The sequence below is a fragment of the Photobacterium sp. GB-56 genome (genome assembly GCF_003026105.1).
Taxonomy (GTDB): domain Bacteria; phylum Pseudomonadota; class Gammaproteobacteria; order Enterobacterales; family Vibrionaceae; genus Photobacterium.
In genome coordinates, this window is sequence record NZ_PYNW01000002.1 from 211,626 (window position 1) to 231,034 (window position 19,409).

The window sequence follows — 19,409 nt, forward strand, 5'->3', positions numbered from 1 at the left end:
CGTTTTTTGTAACGGGCTATGTTAATGAATATTAAGCGCCAGCTCGACTGCGTGTCGGTTTATTTGGTCGACCTGCCTTTCCGTTGCGATTTTTATTACCTGCAGGTTTGCCATTACGGACACCTGCATTGTTGCCGTTATTTGGGCGCTTATTGCCGTTTGTCTCACTTCGGTTACCTGTCCCTTCAGGTTTACCATTAGCCGTAGGTCTTCCATTGGCTGAAGGTTTACCTTTTACTGTTGGCTTTCCGTTACGGGGTGTTGGGCTGCGCTTTCCATCTTTACGGATATCTGGTTGATTTGGATGCTTAGTCGCAAATCGCTTAGAACCATGGCGACCTGAGCCACGACGCTCTGCTGGGGTTAGCTCAGCTTCAGTTCCTGGTGGTGGAACTAAACAGCTTGAACGATTACCGATTAAGTGCTTTTTGCCCATCGAAATGAGTGCATCACGTATCAATGCCCAGTTAGCTGGATCATGATAACGTAATAGTGCTTTGTGTAAGCGACGTTGACGTTCACCTTTAGCAACAGATAAATCTTCGCGGCCTTTATATTTTACTTTTTTCAGTGGGTTTGTTTCAGAGTGATACATCGCCGTTGCATTACACATTGGTGACGGATAGAAGTTCTGAACCTGATCACACTGGTAATCATTTTGCTTTAACCATAATGCAAGGTTAAGCATGTCTTCATCTGTGGAGCCCGGGTGTGCTGAAATAAAGTAAGGGATCAGGTATTGCTTCTTACCTGCTTCCTGACTGTATTGTTCAAACATTTCTTTAAAGCGATCAAAGGTACCCATGCCTGGCTTCATCATCAGATCAAGGGTGCCTTTTTCGGTATGCTCTGGGGCAATTTTTAAGTAGCCACCAACATGGTGAGTCACAAGTTCTCGAACATACTCTGGTGATTCAACCGCTAAGTCATAACGCACGCCTGACGCAATCATAATCTTCTTAATGCCTTTTAGATTACGTGCTTCACGATACAGATCGATAGTATGTTTATGGTCAGTATTCAGCTTTTCACAGATCTTAGGGAAGATACATGATGGACGACGACAGTTGGCTTCTGCACGTTCATCAGAGCAGCCTAAACGATACATGTTTGCTGTTGGGCCACCAAGATCCGAAATAGTACCCGTAAAGCCCGGCACTTTTTCTTGAATATCTTTAATTTCATTCAAAATCGATTCTTTTGAACGGTTTTGGATGATTCGACCTTCATGCTCAGTGATTGAACAGAAAGAACACCCGCCAAAACAACCACGCATGATATTCACTGAGGTTTTGATCATGTCATAAGCTGGGATCTTTGCTTTGCCGTAGCTTGGGTGCGGAACACGTGCAAACGGTAAGCCGAAAACAAAATCCATCTCTTCAGTTGAGAGCGGGATCGGTGCACGGTTTACCCAAAGCTCTCGATCAGCATGTTTTTGAATTAGAGCACGGCCAGAGTAGGGGTTGGTTTCTAAATGCATCACACGGCTAGCGTGGGCATAGAGAATACGGTCATTAGCTAATTTTTCATATGACGGTAAACGAACAACTGTTGTTTTTGCATCGTGACGTGACGGCTGTACACGTACTACTTTGGCTTCGTTTTTTTGTTCTTGTTTATTAGTGTCACAGTTTTCTTCGGTTGCGTATGGGTTTGGCATTACCATTGCGCGGCCGGGCTTTTCAATACGTGAAGAGTCAATTTCTTTATACTCTTCAGGAACTTCTTTCACCATTACCGCAGTACCCGCGATACGCGTTAATGATTTAATATCTTCGCCATTGCCTAAACGGTGCGCAACTTCAACCAGTGCACGTTCAGCGTTACCAAACAATAAAATGTCGGCTTTTGCATCCATTAATACTGAACGACGGACTTTGTCAGACCAGTAATCATAGTGTGCAAGACGTCGAAGGCTCGCTTCAATACCACCTAATACAATAGGAACGTCTTTAAATGCTTCACGGCAGCGCTGAGAATATACGAGTACTGCGCGATCGGGACGTTTGCCCCCTTCATTGTTCGGGGTGTAAGCATCATCATGACGAAGCTTACGATCGGCGGTATAGCGGTTGATCATCGAATCCATGTTACCGGCGGTAATACCAAAAAAGAGATTTGGTTTACCCAGTTTCATGAACTCATCTTTATTGTCCCACTTCGGCTGGGAAATAATACCAACGCGGAAACCTTGGGCTTCTAATAGGCGACCAATGACCGCCATACCAAAGCTAGGATGGTCAACATAGGCATCACCAGTAACAATAATAATGTCACAGCTATCCCAACCTAACGCATCCATTTCTTTACGAGATGTCGGTAAAAATGGTGCTGTGCCATAGCATTCAGCCCAATACTTAGGATAGCTATCAATAGGTGTTACTTTCGTGTGCATGTTTTGACCTCTATATTTTGAGGCGGGAATTATAACGGTTAGCGGTATCACTGACTAGCCCCTATAAAACCAGAGAATTTTTATGGATAAATCATTCCTGAAACATCATTTTTATAATAGCTAACTATGCTAAAAATATTTCATATAGAGCGTTAAATTAGATGTATTAAATGAACTGTGAATCATAAAACATAAAAATGTTTACAATGGACGAAAAAAGAGAAGTGAGAAAATGGATGAAGACTAATGAGCAGGAGAATAAATCGCTGCCGATATTAACAAGCTTTGAAGATAAGCATGCCTATTGTGAGCAAGTTAAAATGGCTAACTTTACGCAAAGTATGCGGTTAGAAGGCTATGACATTCGTGTGCCTTCACCGATAAAAAATACGCGAGAGCGTAATGCATTGCGCCTGCAACTGATTAGGTATTATCAACAAGAGAACACTGAAAAGGTGTGAATGTGGACGATAAGTACGGTACAGATCAAGATCCTTATACTTACGAAAATTCTTATGTATTGATTAATAAGCTCAATATTAGAGATGAAGCTTTATTTGATGAGGCAGAAACTCAATTTAATATATTGGCGGCGATGGGAATTGAATTTGACTCACCACCTTATGATTTCGCGTATTTTTGTCAGCTACACAAATGGCTTTTTGATGATTTGTTTGAGTGGGCGGGTCAGTGTCGTACGATTGATATATCAAAAGACGATACACGTTTTTGTCACGTGAGTCGTTTACCGCAAGAAACCACTCGTTTATTCAACCAACTTGAAGCTGAACGTTATCTGGTCGGGTTACCCTTTGAAGAGTTGATTGAGCGATTGGCACAATATTATTGCGATATCAATGTATTACATCCTTTTCGAGAGGGAAATGGGCGGACACAGCGAATACTGTTTGAACACATAGTAATTAATTGTGGCTATAACATTAATTTTAGTGGCGTAACCGCAGAGCAGTGGCTTAATGCGAATATTCAAGGGGTCGTGTGCAATTATAAGCCGATGCAGGATTTATTTAGGCGCTGTGTGGTAACGCCTTAATGTATTTGTAACTGTCGGAGTAAAACAGCAAGCTATAAACGCTGAGAGTATAGCGTTATATCGCTTGCCATTTCTAAGTTCGATAATTAAAAGTTTTGTTTTTCAGCGATAGACTGTTGTTCAATTGCCGTAAGTGGTTGCAAACTTCTAACATCTGATGCTGCTGGGCTTTGGTAAACCGCTAGACCGAACTTAGGGATCATTGCAAAGATATGGTCAAAAATATCTGATTGCACATCTTCATAAAAAGCCCATCGCGTATCATTCACAAAAACATAAATTTGGATTGGTAATCCATTGGGGGTCGGCTCTAATTCACGTACAAGAAAAGTCATATCTTGACGTATTTGAGGATGTTGTTTGAGATATACATCAAGATAACCACGAAATATCGCAACATTGGTTAAGCCAGTATTTGGTGGTAGGTTTTGCTTTTTCTTTGTCAGAATTGCAGGTACAAAATTTATTGTTGCTAACTGTGCTTCATCATTGCTGTCGATAAACTTGATGGTATCAATATCGATTAACACAGAGCGCTTAATGCGACGACCACCTGATTCTTGCATTTGGCGCCAGTTAATAAAAGAATCTTGAACCAGCGCATAAGCGGGAACATTGGTTACGGTGTTATCCCAGTTTTTCACTTTTACCGTGGTTAATGAGACTTCTTCAATACTGCCATTAGCACCATATTTATCCATTTGGATCCAGTCACCTACTTTTACCATTTGGTTTGCTGATAACTGGATACCAGCAACAAAGCCTAAGATAGTATCGCGGAAGACTAATAACACTAAACCTGTCGCAACACCTAAACCACTTAAGAAATAAACGGGAGAGCGATTGGCGAGTACTGAAATAGCAATGATAAAACCAATTAAAAAGATGATTAACTTAAATAATTGAACAAAACTTTTTATTGGTAGATCACGGCTCATTAATTTGATATCGGCAATATCATTACTGGCATCTAAAAAAGCATAACTACTTCGAATAAGAGCCAAAATAAGCCATAAACTTAGAAGACGGTCTATTAATCCACTAAGAATAATATGTTTATCAAGTACTAGTGGGATGAGTAAGTTAAGCACAACGGCAGGAATGATCAGTGACAGTTTTTCAAACACCGCATGTTTGACGATTACTGAACCCCATGAGGCCTTTGATCGCCTGAGCATGGTATTGACAATTTTCAGTAATCCCCAGCGAACGATCACATAAGTAAAAAAAGCGACTCCAACACATAACACTAAGAAAAATACTGTTGATATATTGTCATGCGGTTCAATATTGACACCAATTTCGGATAAAATGTGCGCGATATCAACTCTAACTTCTTTGCTCACAGACTCACTCCATTTGATTACATTTAATAATAAACTATTAGCGCATCATACCTGAAAAAAATAGCTAATGACTGTTAGTATATAACTGAATATTCAATGATGTGTGTTGGAGATTGACGTGGCGAAAAAGTTTTATGTTGTATGGCAAGGACGAGAGCCGGGAATATATACCGATTGGGCGAGTTGTAAGCAGCAAGTGGACAAGTTCACTGGTGCTAAATACAAGTCATTTCCTAGCCAAGAAGAAGCGCAAGTTGCTTTTGGTGGTAAAGTTCCCACATATAGAGCATCCGCTGCCACAAAAAATACCGCAAAAGCCGTTAAAACGAGTAAAGGCTCTTTGACCGCAGAGCAAGTACATGCAGTAAAAGCAGAGATTAAAATCTTTACTGATGGCGGTTGTGATCCTAATCCCGGTAAAGCAGGTTCAGGTTTAGCTCTGTATCGAGAAAACCAATTAAATGAATTGTGGTTTGGTTTATATAACCCGCAAGGTACCAATAATACCGCTGAGCTAAATGCGTTATATCAAGCCTTACTCCAAGCTGAAAAGTATATTGCAGGTGGCATAAGTGTCGCGATATTTTGTGATTCACGTTATTCGATTCAGTGTATTACTCAATGGGCGGTATCGTGGAAAAAGAATGGTTGGAAAAAAGCAGGGGGGGAGATCAAAAATCTAGATTTGATCCAACCAATGTTTGAGCGCTATCAGACAATTAAAGATATGATCCAAATTTACCATGTGAATGGACACGTCGGCATCGAAGGCAATGAATTAGCTGATAGGATGTCTATTCTCGCAGTAGATGAGCGCGAGGTTGCGTTTTCGCTATATCAGCAACCCTTAGATATTAAAGTGATTTTAGCCCTAAGAGTGGGCTAAAATCGGTGATAAATTATTCTTGATAATTGAGTAAAGCGAGCATACGTTCAATGTTCGCTTTTTTATTTCCGTGATTTCCCATCATTTCTTGATTGCCTAACGCAAAGAGCCAATCTTCAATCGCATCGCCATCAATATCGTCACGAAAATTGATCAAATTCGCCCATTGTTCAAGATCGTCATCATCAATCTCTTGCGTTAAGTATTTATTCAGTACTTGAATGAGCAAAGATTTAGTAACAATAAATGGTGTGTCTTGAGCCGATGACTCTGCATTAAGGTAGACAGAAAAGGCATTGTCACGTTCAGGGCCAAAACTCATAATTTGATAAATAGCTTGTTGTTTATCCACTGTAGTTAACTTTAATCGATGGTTGAGTGGTTATTCTGCCGTTTTAGAAGCAATAAAAAAAGCCTGTAGAGCGCTCTACAGGCTTGAGTATTTATCATATTAATTTCGATTAAGCGTACATAGGTACAAGCACGACAGTACCTAAAATGACGGTAATTAAGCCACACACCACAGGTACAACAGTACGTTTAACCACATCGAATGGGCTGATTTTCGCCATACCAGAGGTTGCAACAATAACACCTGATACCGGTGAGATAGTACGACCTAAGTTTGATGCTTGAAGCATAGGGATGATAAGGAATGCAGGGTTTAAACCTAACTTACCCGCAAGTTGAGGTGCAAGTTCAACAAAGGCATAGAAAGGCGCATTACCTGAGCCTGTTGCAATAGCAGCGGCAACCGTTAGTGCTGTTAGTAATAGCATTAGCGCGACGCCACCGGCACCCGCTTTATCAGCCAATGCGAGTAGGTTATCAATGGCACCAACAGACATTAAGCCTTGCGCAAACACACCAGCTGCGACCAATAGCATCACTACGCCTTTGAATGCATCACCCATACCTGCGTAGCAAGATTCTAGATTTTCAAGTGTAACTTTGCCGTTTAAGCGATTAGTCAGAAAATCGACAATCGCACCAATGGTAATAGATAACACAACAATGGTGTAAATATCGATTTTTAGGCCAGGGATAGTTTCACCATTAAATAGGAATACCCCAATGATTGGCATGAAAGGTAAAATTGAGTAATACCCAGGCGCTGTCACTTCCATTTCAGAAATATCAACACGCTCCATTGGTGTGTTGTTTTTCTTATCAAGATATTTGTTCCAGAAGAAAGCAGCGACCGCCATTACAATAATGGCACTGATAGAAACTGGTAATACGGTTTCAACGGCAAACACGTGTAATGGTAAACCTGCTTTTTCCGCAGCAACCACCACATCACCTGACGTTGGCGATAGGATGATCGCAGCAGGGGAGGCACAGACTGCCGCTGCCGCTGGGCGAGAAATACCCATAGCAGTCATCATTGGGAATAGTGTCGCCATTAATAGCACACCAAGACCAGTTGCAGAGCTCACGGCAAGAGACATTAAACAAGCAACAATATAAGCAGCAACTAATAGTACGTAAGGCGATTTAATTAATGACAAAGGTTTTGAAAATTGTTTTACCACGACATTATTAGCACCAATGTGGGTCATGTATGATGCGAAACCGCATAACAACATGATTTGTAGACCTAAGCCGCCACCACGGTACTGCAGCATGTATTTTACATACTCAAGAGAATCGGTGAATAAATTACCTGTTGATGCAACTTTTGCAGGTAAAACAGAATGACCTAATAAGCCTGCAATAATTAATAACGAAACTCCCGCGGTGAGTAATACTCCTGCAGCTTTATATCCTTTAACAATGTAATAGCCAACGGCGATGGTGATCACCAAGCCTATTAATAGCTCCGTCATGAAGACTCCTTATTTCATTTTAAATCTAATTGTAAAAAGTTATTACTATGTGGTGGTATTTTCTGCTAGTAATGTAACTAAAAATAAAATTATTAACGAGATTTAATCAGATAAGTTATGATCTAAAACAGTATTTACTGTTGATTGTTAATTTTATGATAAATAATATAGTGATTAATTGAATGTTGTTACTATCTAACTGTTAAATAACAATATTCATATTGTTTTCTATTAAGAGATAATAAGATTTAATATCAACTCGATTAATAAGATAAAGCGACTTAACTATTGCAGTGTTGAATGATATTTATAGAATGCAATTATTGTTGGCTGCAGTGCTGCTTTACATAATCAATAAATGCTTGATCAGCTAATGATAAATATCCTGTTTTACGCCATGCCATCACGATATCAAGTAAGATCGGTTGTTCAAAAGGAATTGGGACAAGCTTTGGTTCATACTCTGTCACCATCTCTAGTAATGTAGTGATGGCGAAATCTTGTCTCACGATTTTAAAAATCATCGCCAGTAAGTTAGTTTCAAATGAAATGTTAGGTGTGAAATGGTATTTCTCACAGATGCTATCGATTGTTTCTCGATGAAAATAGCCATGTTTAAACATGACTAGCTCTTGGTTGAAAAAATCAGAAAAAGAAAGGGATTTATATTTTGAGAATTCATGATTCTCTGAAACAACAGCAACCATTTGTGATTTCAATAGCGGCTCTGGATGCAATGAATCAGGCAGTTCATGATTAATGATCACACCAAAATCTAACTCACCATCAATGATCATCTTTCTGATTGATTGAGTGCCAGCCTCTACAATACTCAGTTTTAAATGTGGATATTGACTCTTAAAGCCCATAATGATTTCTGGAAAGAAATATGAGCCTAACATGCTTGGAATACCGACACGCACTTCTCCTTTTTCTAATCCTCGTAATTCAGCCATTGCGGTTTGTGCATCATTAATTTTCTGAATAATCGCTTTGGCGTGAAGAAGTAATACTTTTCCTTCATCGGTTAATTCTACTTTGCGTTCATTACGTGAAAATAAGCACAAGCCCAGTTGTTGCTCTAGTTTTTTGATTGTCATGCTGAGCGCGGGTTGAGCAATGTGTAACTTTTCAGCTGCTCGCGTAAAATTATTTGTTTCTGCTAGTGCGACAAAATAGGTAAGTTGTCGAGAATCCATAGCTATAAACCAAAGTTATTATGATTATATATATTATATATTTTCATTATTGCATGGCAATTGATACCGTAACTACTCTTTGATAGATAATTCTTCCCACGTTAATGCTTATCTCAATGATATGGGTAATGTATTGAGCATTATTTTCTGGTGAATATATGATTGAACTCCATTCGTCTCATTATAAAAAAGCTTGTTTTGCATTGGCATTAGGTTCTTTTATTGTGTTTTGTAACCTTTATTTATTTCAGCCTATGCTGCCACTTATGGCACAAGAATTTGGTGTGAGTGCGACAGCTATTAATTGGATACTAGCGGCAACGACATTAATGTTAGCCGTGTGCTTGATCCCTTGGGCGATTGCTTCTGAAATTGTCGGACGGCGTGTGATTATGTTAGTGAGTTTGTCATTATTACCCGTCGTTGGATGCATAATGGCTTTTAGCAATAGTTTAATCACTCTTACCATTTTAAGAGCTGTAATGGGGATTTCTGTTGCTGGCTTTATTGCTGTTGCTGTTGCTTATATGGCTGAAGAATTTACACCTAAAGCACTTATGGTTGCGGTGGGAAGCTATATTAGTGCGAATTCACTAGGGGGGATCGTTGGGCGATTATATGGCGGTATTGTCAGTGAGCACTATAGCTGGCATCTCGCCGTATTAGGATTGGCTGGTTTTAGTTTGGTTGGTGCAATCATTGTAATCAAGTTATTACCTAAACAGCAACACTTTAAGCCTAATCGCCAAGGCTTTCGCGTTCATGGCAAGCATTTGGTACAGCATATAAAGCAACCTATATTATGGATCGCTATGTTGATTGGCGGTATTAACTTTGCGCTATTTGTTAACCTTTATTCGGTATCTGGTTTTAGATTGGTCGCGGCACCGTTTAATTTACCATTGAGCTGGGCTGCTTTAATCTTCCTTTGCTATTTAAGTGGCACATTTACATCAAGATTCAGCGGTAAATGGGCTAACAGATTTAGTCCTGTGAGTGGCATATTATTAGGTGGAGTGATTAGTTTTCTAGGAATGTGGTTAGGTCTAATTGAATCACGTCCAATGATCATCATTAGCTTGTTACTGATTAGTTCTGGCGCTTTCTTTACTCATTCACTTGCTTATGCATGGGTCAGTAAACACGCACAAGTTGCTAAAGCTACAGCAACAGCGATGTATTTAGTGCATTACTATGTGGGCGGTAGTGTAGGGGGCTTCTTATTAATTTACTGTTGGCAGCATGGCCGATGGGAAAGTGTCGTTGCTGGTGGAACGGTACTTTATAGTGCAATGTTTATTTTATGTGGATTATTAGCCCGAGAAGCCGGAAAAAGTAAAGCGCAAATAATAGAACAACTTGGATAATGATCTAGTGGATATTGATAGTACGTTATAGACAGGATCTATAACGTACTTTAACTATTTTATTTCAATCAATAATGTGAAATCACTGTGCTCACCACGACGAGCAAAAGCACGATATTGACCAACTCGAATGGTGTATTTACCGCTGTATGGCAGAATATAAGCGCCTTGTTTATTGAGTGCTTCAGAGTATTCACTGAGATCAACGCCTGATTCTAAGTGCTTATTAGATAGGTTAATCCACAACTTCGTACTTTTTGTCAGAAGTTTTGCCGTTAGTGCCTGCCCTTTTTTTGCATAAAAAACATAATCGTTAAAATCGTAACCTTTTATTTTTGCAGGATATTCAGCGCTAGTTGCACCTTTTTGAAAATGTACGTCCTGTGTTTTATTTGCAGCCAAAGCAAGAGATGAAAATAAGCTGATACATAAAATACAAATAGTGAGTGATAAGCGGGAAAAGAATTTCATAGCCTTGTCCAGTAAAGTAAAGAGAGATAGACCTTATTTTATTAGTATATCAGGCTATTAGAATGATGATAAATCCATTCATAGTCAGTGATACTGATATTTAAAGTTTTATATATATTTTAGACGTGATTTAAGGTATCTTATATAAAACTTGGTGTATATGGATGGTGCATTAAAAATGGAAAATAAAATAAAAGATCTAACCGTAAAGCAGCGCTTGCTACTGGCTAAGCAAGGACGATTTATTCACATTTTATCGACAGATCCTGATCGCCGAGTTAGAGCCGCAGCAACAGAATATAATCTTGATATATTGATTGATGATGATGCTGCTTTTGATGCGCTTATGGAGTTAGATTAAAAACGATCATTTTATTTTCTCAATGACTGAATCTAATAATGTTGAACCATGATATATTTTAAAACTGAGAAAATTAACAAAAGGATATTGTTTATTTAAAATCGCTTTATCTGAGTGCATATTTTTTATCATTTCTTTCGCTAAACCATGCAACTGTTCTGAATTAAAAGAAGCTGGGTTATATTGGTAACTATAGGTTAAGGTTTGATCAGAACAATTAATGACATAAAAGGCATTAATTTCTGAGTTATTGGTTTCTAAGGTATTTCTTCCTGATGGTATGTCAGCACAAGAATAAATAGCGGAAAATACGGGTGAACTGCTAAGTAGCAATAACAGTGGGATAAGTTGTGATTTTCTCATATAAACCTCCTGCAGTTTGAATAATTATGATGATTAGAAGTTAAAGACTAAATAGCTAAACTTCTTTTTAATTTTATCGCTTTCACTATGAAAGATGGCTTAATTATTAAAAATTCTTATAGTTAAGAAGTTTTTAATAAAATATGCAAAATGCGTCTCAAATAGAATAAATGACATTATTGGTTTATTTTAAAATGTAGCCTCAATTTAGAAAATCTAGCCATATATTCACATCACAGAATAACTCGGTATAATCGCTGTACTTTTTATCTACTCAATGACGTTTATTATGGCAGGCTACTTAACCTTTCTTGTGCCCGCGCTACTTGGTGCGCAACTTATCCTTACCATTGTTTTGATGAAGGGCGAAATTTGCCCAGGTCAACGTGGTCGTGTTCATAAAATGTTACCAGTATTGCTTGTTGGTTGGTTACTCGCCGCTATAGCACAGCCTTTAGCCGTGTTACCTTTACTGTCATTAGCGTTCTTTACGATGAAAGTGAAAACAGGGAAAACACGTGATGCTGGGCCTATTAAAGTTTTATATGGTAGTGATGTATTAGCCTTTATTTGTTGGCTTGTGTTATTACCCACCTTAAATATGCCTGAAATTGCGATTAGCCTAGTTGCTATCGCATTATATGGTAGTGTATTAGCCCATGTTTTACTGACTTTTGCGCGTACGCGTTTACAGGCATTTCACCGCATATTACCGTTTGTCGGTTTTATTAGTGCAATATTAACGATTTTATTTATGATCTGGCAGATCATGACTCTCGGTCAGGCAACAACAAGCCACCATATGATAGAAATTATTACGGCGTTAGCATTAATGGTGATTGGCTTGGTGATTTGGTCAGGCCACATCTTATTAAATAAAAAAGTGAATAATTGGCAGTTAGTGATTGCGCTTGTAGTGTTGATGTTTTCTGCGGGCTTACAGTTAGTTTTGTTTTAAAACTATCGATATTAAAAACAATGAAATAGAGCCGCTTTTATAGCGGCTTTTTTGTATTGGTTATCTACGTCTATGCTTAATGAGTAACATGAACACTTTTTAATTAAGCCATTATGTAGGGAGCTGGAAGGTGTATGGAAATTAATAATCTACTGAGTATGGATGGCAATATTGTCATTGGGATAGTGAATGAACGCTTACGTTTAGAGTGCAGTAGCATGTCTGAATTATTAAGTCGTTATGAACTAGATGAAGGCGAATTGACAGATAAGTTGGCACAGCTAGGCTATCAGTATGATCCAATAACCAATCAATTCCGATAATACATTAATCCATAAATTAGCCTCATTAAGTGAGGCTTTTATTTTGTATGAATTATGCCGACTTAATACCTTCTAAATGGAGTTGGCATTGTTGCCTTGCCGTTGCGAAAAAAGCTTGTAGATAGTGACGTTGCTGTTCTGATGCTCTAATCGCAGCAAATAAACGTCGCCATAAACCTTGCTCTAACGGCTTACTTACGACTAACCCCTGTTGCGCAAAATCATGAATAGCCCAATTAGGTAGTACGGCAACGCCTAATCCAGCCGACACCATTTGCACAAGCATCAAAGTATTATCCGCCTGTTTCCAAGCTTTCGGCTCTATGCCAGCAGGTTGTAGGAAATGTTTGACGACATCTAAACGATTTTTTTGTACGGGATAACTCAGCATGGTGTGATCGGCAATATCTTGCGGTGTGATAAAAGGCTTTTCTGCTAAAGGGGAATTAACACTAACGATTAATCGCATTTCAAAATCAAATAAAGGTTCATAATGGATCTCGCTACGTGGCTGAATATCAGACGTGATCACTAAATCGAGCTCACCGCAAGCAAGAGCAGGTAATGGTTCGAAGCCAAAGCCTGAAGAGAAGTCTAGTGTTACAGCTGGCCACTGTCCCTGATATTCCTTCAATGCAGGCATTAGCCATTGAAAACAGGAATGGCATTCAATCGCCATATGTAAGCGACCATTAGCATCTTGTTTTATGTTAGCAAGTTCATGTTCTGCATGAGTGATTTGCGGAATAATTGTATCTGCAAGGTTTAATAAAATATCACCTTCTGCAGTAAATTTTACAGGTCGAGTTTTTCGTAAAAATAGCTGACCACCAAGACGTTGTTCCAGATCTTTTAATTGATGAGAAAGAGCTGATTGGGTCAAACACAATGTATTAGCTGTCGCGGTTAATGAGCCAGTATCTCGTAATACTGATAATGTTCTAAGATGTTTTAATTCAATCATGCTTGTCTACGTCCTTGTGAAAGCGTGTTCTTTTATCAACTTATCGTTTTTTACTATAACCCAAACATCTAGATGGCTACACGTCCATATTAGCGTGGATGAGTTTATATCGCCATACTATCAACATGAGAAATATTCATAATCAAAGTGAATATTTGGATGTCAACGTGTAGACAACAGAAAGCAAATCAAAAATTTTGCAACTCTGATTGTGGTTTGAAAACACATAACTAGCTTGAAACGGAAGCAGCACTTGAAAATATGGTTAGTACAGAAATTACTACGTCAATAGTTTATTAAAACAGTAGGATAAATAAGTAAAAGAGAGAAATAAAAAAGGCAGCTTCAAGGCTGCCTGTCTGTTTTTCTAAAGTAAATGCTTATTTAGTATCAGCAACTTTTTTCGTGAACGTTAATGTGTGTTTTGCATTTGTTAGTGTCAGCGTGTCGCCAGAAATAGCAACTTTGTTCCAGTCTGATAATGATTTTGAAAATGTTTGCTCAACTTTCATTGCATCGTCAGGACAAAGCATCATTGTCATCCCCATTTTTTCAATGCGTAGTTGTCCATCTTTAAGCTCTGCTTGACCAAAGTAACGGTTGCACCCTGCGTTACCGTTAGCGGCAAGATCCGAAGATAGTTCTAGACTAGGGGCTTGGAAAGGTGCTTGTAATGCAAGAGCTTTGTGATCGATTTGAACTAATTCCCAATTGCCATTGCTGATTTCGTTTGCAGTGACTTTATGTGGTGCTGAGTTCATAGCACTGTTACCTGCACAAGCGGTTAGCATCAAAGGAAGTACCAAAACTGATAAAAGACGCTTTTTCATAATAATCATTCCTGAATAAATTCTATTTTTAAGTCGGCGTTATTGTACACTGTTTCATTATATAAATAACTATAGCTTACATTACTCTACCAGAGTATTACTTTACATTTATTTACGTAACCAAATGTAATTCGTTATGCTAAGTATAAGATTATTTGAAGATTTAATTATTCCAAATCTCTCATATTGTAACGTGTTATTGCTGATGAATCATGTTTTAAGAGAGAAGGCATGGATATAACGTGATGGTTATAAAATGACGAATATAGCTAGCGCTAAAAAGGGCAGGTATTACAGAGATGAGGTAATACCTTGCCCATACTTATTTGGTCTATTTAAGCTTTTTTAGATTCAATTGCTTTTTCAACCATATGAAGATGCACATCTTGCTGTGGGAATGGGATTGAGATATTTTCACGGTCAAAGCGCATTTTTACTTCGCGTGTGATATCCCAGTAAACATCCCAGTAATCGTCTGTTTTCACCCAAGGGCGCACGATAAAATCAACAGATGAAGAGTTTAGAGTGTGTAATTTAATTGTTGGCTCTGGGCTACGTAGTACTGCCGGATGCTCAGAAACAATGTCATTTAACACACGTTCTGTTTTTTCAATGTCATCGCTGTAACCAATACCAAAGATCATGTCTACACGACGGACTTTTTCGTGCGTTACGTTCTTTATGATATCACCCCAAATTTTACTATTTGGGATCATTAGCATCTCGTTACTGAATGTTTTGATTGTGGTGTTTACAAGACTCATATGACTTACTTTACCCGTAATACCACCAGCTTCAACCAGATCACCGACATCAAATGGACGGTAAATCAGTAGCATCATACCTGCAGCGAAGTTTGATAGCGTATCTTGTAATGCGAAACCAACAATAATACCGGCAACACCGAAACCCGTTAGAATAGGGGCTAGGTTTAGGCCAATTTGAGATAAAGCAATAAGTAAACCAATAGCAAAAACGGCTTTCCCTGACATAGAGATAAAGAACTCTTGCATCAAGATAGACATGTTTAAGTTCTTTGTAGAAACTGCACGCTTTACCATTTTTCTTACAATGTTTTTCAATGTTTTGAATGCAAAGATGATCAAAACAAAAATAAACACTTTAAATAGCATTTGTGGCAGGTTGCTTAGTAACCAATCTTTTAGATCTGTTGTCCAACCCGATGCGATAGACCAAATAACTTTGCTATTTAGCAAATCATCAGTAACGTTACCGGTTTGTTCGAATAGTTGTTTTTTGTACTCAGCAGTATCAATACCTACCGTATCTGCAATCTCAATCAGATTTTCTAAGTTAGTCGTATCATTATCAACTTGACGTTGAGCTAGGATCTGGGAAAGTTGAAGTGTACTTTTTTCACTTTCACTGGCTGATTTTAATTGCTTATTAGCAACATCTAATGCTTGGCTATCAAAAGTTAGAGATGTTGAAGTAAATGCTAGGCGGTGCTCAATTTTGTCGGTTAATTCTTTTACAGCTTGTGGGGCTGGTTTCCCTAGCTTTTCTAGCCACTGATAATTTTGCCATTCTTCTTTTAGAATTGAAGTTGAAAACTGACGTGTTTCAGCTATTGTTTTTAAAGCAACAAGTTTGTCAGCATCTTTAGCTTTATCGAGAACTTCCTGATCTCGTGTTAATTTTTCATCAAGAAATTTATTGGCTTCTCTAACAAATACAACTTGTTTATCTACTTGTGTTAACAGCAACTTTTTATCGACATCGTTGCTTTTAATCATACTCGCGAGAATATCACGAAGTTCGTTATTTTTATTTAGTATTTGTAAGCGGACTACATCGAGAGAAGATCCCGTTAATGTAGTTGTCTCCTTAGATAAGGTTACTATTTCACTATTGAGTTGAAGCAGTTGCTCTACTTTAGGATTAACGGTTTGCTTGGACGTATCGGTCTTACTCTCGGCAAAGCTAAGAGAAGACACAAGTAATAATATTAATACCAGAAAGCGCATAATGCGGTTAACTCCTACTGGTGTAAACATAATCAAAGAAAAGCCATATATACAATTCAATTAATGCATATTTTTGCTGGCTAGAGAAAATAGGCGCAGATTATATATTAGTTTTAAAGCGGAAAGTTAGAAATTTGCAAGTAATCAACAAGAAGAATGGATGGTACAAATAATCGTTTAAGTTGATATGAAAAATAGAAAACCACGACAATTTAGTGACTTGTCGTGGTTTATTGTAACTTTATTATGAACGTTCATTTAAGTTTTGGCGCGCTATCTCACTGTCTTTGTCTGCATAGAAATGGACTTGAAATTGAGTATCAGGTGTCATTAATTCAACTTTATGCCAGTATTGAGGCGGGCTGATGAGTGAGTCATTTGCCTGAATAACAACCTCTTGTTCGATTTCTCCTCGTCTTTCTGTAAAGCCATAAAATTTCAGAGTCCCAGATATAACACTAATTTTTCCGTATACACCTTCACGGGTGTTGTGCTCATGAACTAACATTTTCGGCACAGTGTCACGATTAAATACTGAGGTTGATTTGTAGTTAATAAAGCTATTAGGAATAGATGCCATAAGTTCTCTCCAATATTATTTTTGATTAGGCTTGGTGAGCTGGTAAATCCTTGTTTTGATAACAATCAGCAAAGTTATGATTACGATCGCGATGTTTAGCTTCATCTTCTCTGATTCTTAATACAACATCTCGCAGTTTTGCATCATCATGTAACTCATAGTAGTTAATTGCAATTTGTGGCGCTGCGACATTTTCAAGTTCACCACTATCAATTTTTTCTAAAAATTCGGTATAGCTTTTACAAGCTTCCTCTTCAAAGTAACCCACGACACGGTGCGCAATCTTTGATGAAGTGAGGTAAATAATACTGTATACACAGATGAAAACGGCTTGCCCTAATAAGACGAGTCCACGTTCAACCCAGCTTGGTTTAGCGATATCTAAAAAGATCATTAAGTGCATACGTTCATTATCTGCTTCACTTAATAACTCTTTGATCCACCCCTCATCATCTTTCATTCGGCGAAGGGCTTTTAAATGGTTAAACATACCGGCAACCATACCTGGTACGGCAGCAATGGTTTCTAAAATCACAGCACGTTTAGCGTATTTTTTGCCATAGAAAATATTAAGAGAATACTTGAGAAGCTGTGTGATTTTATACGCTAGGCGCTCAGAAAATTTAGTGGTTTCTCTGTGTGTTAAAGCAAAATCTGACATTGGACTACTCGCTCTTTCTTAAACATGTATTAATAATAAATGTTTAAATTATTAAAACAAGTATTTCAAACGCAACATATATAAAAAAGCCTCTTCACAAGGAAGAGGCAAAAAGTACCATCGCTATTATTATTCTAAAAAATGCGAAGAGGAAGAACGTTAATTAACTTCTATTAATTAACCAAAATCACCATTTACATAACCACGAGTGCGTTCATCTTGAGGGTTATTAAATAGGTTTTGCGTTTCATCATGTTCTACTAATTCACCCATAAGGAAAAATGCAGTACGGTCAGAGATACGACGTGCTTGCTGCATTGAGTGAGTAACGATAACAATGGTGAAATCTTTCTTCAGTGACTCCATTAAATCTTCAATTTTTTTGGTCGCAATAGGATCAAGTGCGGATGTTGGTTCATCCATCAAAATAACTTCAGGTTTCATTGCGATTGTACGTGCAATACATAAACGTTGCTGCTGACCACCTGATAGGCCAAATGCGTGTGATTTCAAACGATCTTTTACTTCGTCCCATAATGCGGCACCACGAAGAGATTGTTCGACAATCTCATCAAGGGTCTTTTTATCTTTAACCCCTTGTGCACGTAGACCATAAGCAACGTTTTCGTAAATGCTCATTGGGAATGGATTTGGTTTTTGGAATACCATGCCGACTTTAATACGTAGCTGAGCGACATCAATATTGCCATAAACATCTTCACTATCCATGGTCAATGATCCTTTGATGTTTACGCCTTCAATAAGATCATTCATGCGGTTAAGGCAACGAAGTAGGGTAGATTTACCACAACCTGATGGACCAATAAGAGCGGTTACCTGACGATTAGGAATCGGTAAGTTAATTTGTTTTAGCGCTTGGTTCTGACCGTAGTAAAGATCTAGGTTTTCAATATTAAATTTATTCATTTTATCTTCCTCAAAATTAGTAAGTCGCAGTGTTGAAACGGCTCGCAATTAGTTTGGTAATTAAGTTAATGATAAGAACAATCACAATAAGAACAGTGGCAGTACCGTATGCCTGATTCCATTCATGAACGGTGTAAAGTTCTTGGGTTAACTTATAAAGGTGCACGGTAAGCGTTCGACCAGAGTCAAAAACACTTTCAGGTATACGTGCAACCATACCTGCGGTCATAAATACCGGTGCGGATTCGCCAATAACACGACCGACACTGAGGATGATAGCTGTTACAATTCCTGGCATTGCACTAGGAAGAATAAGTCGCCAGATGGTGTAAATTTTAGATGCGCCTAAACCATAAGAACCTTCACGGTAGGTTTGAGGAACAGCCATTAGTGCTTCTTCTGTGGTTCGAATAATAACAGGCAGAATCAAAATACTGAGTGTTAATGCACCCGATAAAATTGAATAGCCAAAACCCATAACAACCACGAAGAATGTCATACCAAATAAACCATAAATAATTGATGGAATACCAGCGAGTGATTCTGTACAGAATCGAATGACTTTAACTAAACGACTGCCTACTTTTGCGTATTCAGTTAAGTAGATAGCCGTCATAATACCTAACGGTGCTGCAACTGAGATAGAAGCAATAACCATATAGATAGTTGAGACGATCATTGGCCAAATTCCTGACTCTTGGCCAATAGTGGTATAGCCAGAAGTAATAAAGGACCAATTAACATGGGCTAGACCATTACTTAAAATGTACCAAATCACCCAAAGTAAAAAACCAACCGTGATACCTGCTGATAACCAAATTAAAAATAAAGCGATCTGATCTTTACGTTTTTGTGCTTGCGGGTTGGCTTTGGCCAATACCGATGTATTTGCTGTTAATGACAT

Annotated in this window: 21 protein-coding genes; 7 read left to right on the forward strand and 14 right to left on the reverse strand. The window is 38.3% G+C overall.

Features of this window, described 5'->3' with window-relative positions; genetic code table 11:
- Window positions 1-31: 31 nt before the first annotated feature.
- On the reverse strand, window positions 32-2,398 hold the full coding sequence (locus C9J42_RS03670) for a YgiQ family radical SAM protein (RefSeq protein ID WP_107287112.1): 2,367 nt from the start codon (window positions 2,396-2,398) through the stop codon (window positions 32-34).
- 236 nt (window positions 2,399-2,634) lie between these two features.
- Between C9J42_RS03670 and C9J42_RS03675 the strand changes: the two genes are divergently transcribed.
- Window positions 2,635-2,859, forward strand: a complete 225-nt coding sequence (locus C9J42_RS03675; protein WP_233217621.1) for a YhfG family protein — start codon at window positions 2,635-2,637, stop codon at window positions 2,857-2,859.
- Between the two features lie 2 nt (window positions 2,860-2,861).
- Window positions 2,862-3,452, forward strand: a complete 591-nt coding sequence (locus tag C9J42_RS03680; RefSeq protein WP_107245991.1) for a putative adenosine monophosphate-protein transferase Fic — start codon at window positions 2,862-2,864, stop codon at window positions 3,450-3,452.
- A gap of 86 nt (window positions 3,453-3,538) precedes the next feature.
- Here the strand turns inward: C9J42_RS03680 and C9J42_RS03685 are convergent, their stop codons facing one another.
- Complete coding sequence (locus C9J42_RS03685; protein ID WP_107206284.1) at window positions 3,539-4,798, reverse strand: mechanosensitive ion channel family protein; 1,260 nt, start codon at window positions 4,796-4,798, stop codon at window positions 3,539-3,541.
- A gap of 118 nt (window positions 4,799-4,916) precedes the next feature.
- On the opposite strand from C9J42_RS03685, the gene C9J42_RS03690 reads away from it, so the two are divergent.
- The gene (locus tag C9J42_RS03690) at window positions 4,917-5,684 is read left to right on the forward strand and encodes a ribonuclease H family protein (RefSeq protein WP_107287111.1); all 768 of its coding nucleotides are present in this window, start codon (window positions 4,917-4,919) and stop codon (window positions 5,682-5,684) included.
- Window positions 5,685-5,697: 13 nt separating this feature from the next.
- Here C9J42_RS03690 and C9J42_RS03695 read toward each other — a convergent pair whose 3' ends face one another.
- From C9J42_RS03695 to C9J42_RS03705, 3 genes are all read right to left on the reverse strand, one after another.
- A complete protein-coding gene (locus C9J42_RS03695) occupies window positions 5,698-6,036 on the reverse strand; it encodes a hypothetical protein (protein WP_107206286.1) in 339 nt (112 codons plus the stop codon).
- Window positions 6,037-6,145: 109 nt separating this feature from the next.
- Complete coding sequence (gene dcuC / locus C9J42_RS03700) at window positions 6,146-7,513, reverse strand: anaerobic C4-dicarboxylate transporter DcuC (RefSeq protein ID WP_107206287.1); 1,368 nt, start codon at window positions 7,511-7,513, stop codon at window positions 6,146-6,148.
- Window positions 7,514-7,833: 320 nt separating this feature from the next.
- A complete protein-coding gene (locus tag C9J42_RS03705) occupies window positions 7,834-8,712 on the reverse strand; it encodes a LysR family transcriptional regulator (protein WP_107287110.1) in 879 nt (292 codons plus the stop codon).
- Between the two features lie 158 nt (window positions 8,713-8,870).
- Between C9J42_RS03705 and C9J42_RS03710 the strand changes: the two genes are divergently transcribed.
- Window positions 8,871-10,079, forward strand: a complete 1,209-nt coding sequence (locus C9J42_RS03710; RefSeq protein WP_107290536.1) for an MFS transporter — start codon at window positions 8,871-8,873, stop codon at window positions 10,077-10,079.
- Between the two features lie 54 nt (window positions 10,080-10,133).
- Here the strand turns inward: C9J42_RS03710 and C9J42_RS03715 are convergent, their stop codons facing one another.
- A complete protein-coding gene (locus C9J42_RS03715; protein WP_107206290.1) occupies window positions 10,134-10,550 on the reverse strand; it encodes a hypothetical protein in 417 nt (138 codons plus the stop codon).
- Window positions 10,551-10,728: 178 nt separating this feature from the next.
- Between C9J42_RS03715 and C9J42_RS03720 the strand changes: the two genes are divergently transcribed.
- Window positions 10,729-10,911 (forward strand): hypothetical protein, encoded by a 183-nt coding sequence (locus tag C9J42_RS03720; protein ID WP_107206473.1) that lies wholly within the window; start codon window positions 10,729-10,731, stop codon window positions 10,909-10,911.
- Between the two features lie 6 nt (window positions 10,912-10,917).
- On the opposite strand, the gene C9J42_RS03725 is transcribed toward C9J42_RS03720, so the two are convergent.
- The gene (locus C9J42_RS03725; protein ID WP_107301656.1) at window positions 10,918-11,274 is read right to left on the reverse strand and encodes a hypothetical protein; all 357 of its coding nucleotides are present in this window, start codon (window positions 11,272-11,274) and stop codon (window positions 10,918-10,920) included.
- A 289-nt stretch (window positions 11,275-11,563) separates the two neighbouring features.
- Between C9J42_RS03725 and C9J42_RS03730 the strand changes: the two genes are divergently transcribed.
- Together C9J42_RS03730 and C9J42_RS03735 are read left to right on the forward strand one after the other, a co-directional pair.
- A complete protein-coding gene (locus C9J42_RS03730) occupies window positions 11,564-12,232 on the forward strand; it encodes a hypothetical protein (RefSeq protein ID WP_107290537.1) in 669 nt (222 codons plus the stop codon).
- 134 nt (window positions 12,233-12,366) lie between these two features.
- Window positions 12,367-12,555, forward strand: a complete 189-nt coding sequence (locus tag C9J42_RS03735) for a DUF4250 domain-containing protein (RefSeq protein WP_005368511.1) — start codon at window positions 12,367-12,369, stop codon at window positions 12,553-12,555.
- A 52-nt stretch (window positions 12,556-12,607) separates the two neighbouring features.
- Here C9J42_RS03735 and metR read toward each other — a convergent pair whose 3' ends face one another.
- The 7 genes from metR to pstA form a co-directional block, all read right to left on the reverse strand.
- Window positions 12,608-13,519 carry an HTH-type transcriptional regulator MetR gene (gene metR / locus C9J42_RS03740; protein WP_107290538.1) on the reverse strand — a complete coding sequence of 304 codons (912 nt, stop codon included), beginning with the start codon at window positions 13,517-13,519 and terminating at the stop codon, window positions 12,608-12,610.
- A gap of 380 nt (window positions 13,520-13,899) precedes the next feature.
- On the reverse strand, window positions 13,900-14,349 hold the full coding sequence (locus C9J42_RS03745) for an META domain-containing protein (protein ID WP_107206294.1): 450 nt from the start codon (window positions 14,347-14,349) through the stop codon (window positions 13,900-13,902).
- A gap of 335 nt (window positions 14,350-14,684) precedes the next feature.
- Window positions 14,685-16,337: a mechanosensitive ion channel family protein gene (locus tag C9J42_RS03750; protein WP_107290539.1), complete on the reverse strand. Its 1,653-nt coding sequence runs from the start codon at window positions 16,335-16,337 to the stop codon at window positions 14,685-14,687.
- Window positions 16,338-16,581: 244 nt separating this feature from the next.
- Window positions 16,582-16,917, reverse strand: coding sequence for a DUF1971 domain-containing protein (locus C9J42_RS03755; RefSeq protein ID WP_045084364.1), 336 nt, complete (start codon window positions 16,915-16,917; stop codon window positions 16,582-16,584).
- 25 nt (window positions 16,918-16,942) lie between these two features.
- On the reverse strand, window positions 16,943-17,578 hold the full coding sequence (locus C9J42_RS03760) for an alternative oxidase (protein WP_105059943.1): 636 nt from the start codon (window positions 17,576-17,578) through the stop codon (window positions 16,943-16,945).
- A gap of 177 nt (window positions 17,579-17,755) precedes the next feature.
- A complete protein-coding gene (gene pstB / locus C9J42_RS03765) occupies window positions 17,756-18,505 on the reverse strand; it encodes a phosphate ABC transporter ATP-binding protein PstB (RefSeq protein ID WP_107206297.1) in 750 nt (249 codons plus the stop codon).
- Window positions 18,506-18,521: 16 nt separating this feature from the next.
- A complete protein-coding gene (gene pstA, locus C9J42_RS03770; RefSeq protein ID WP_107206298.1) occupies window positions 18,522-19,409 on the reverse strand; it encodes a phosphate ABC transporter permease PstA in 888 nt (295 codons plus the stop codon).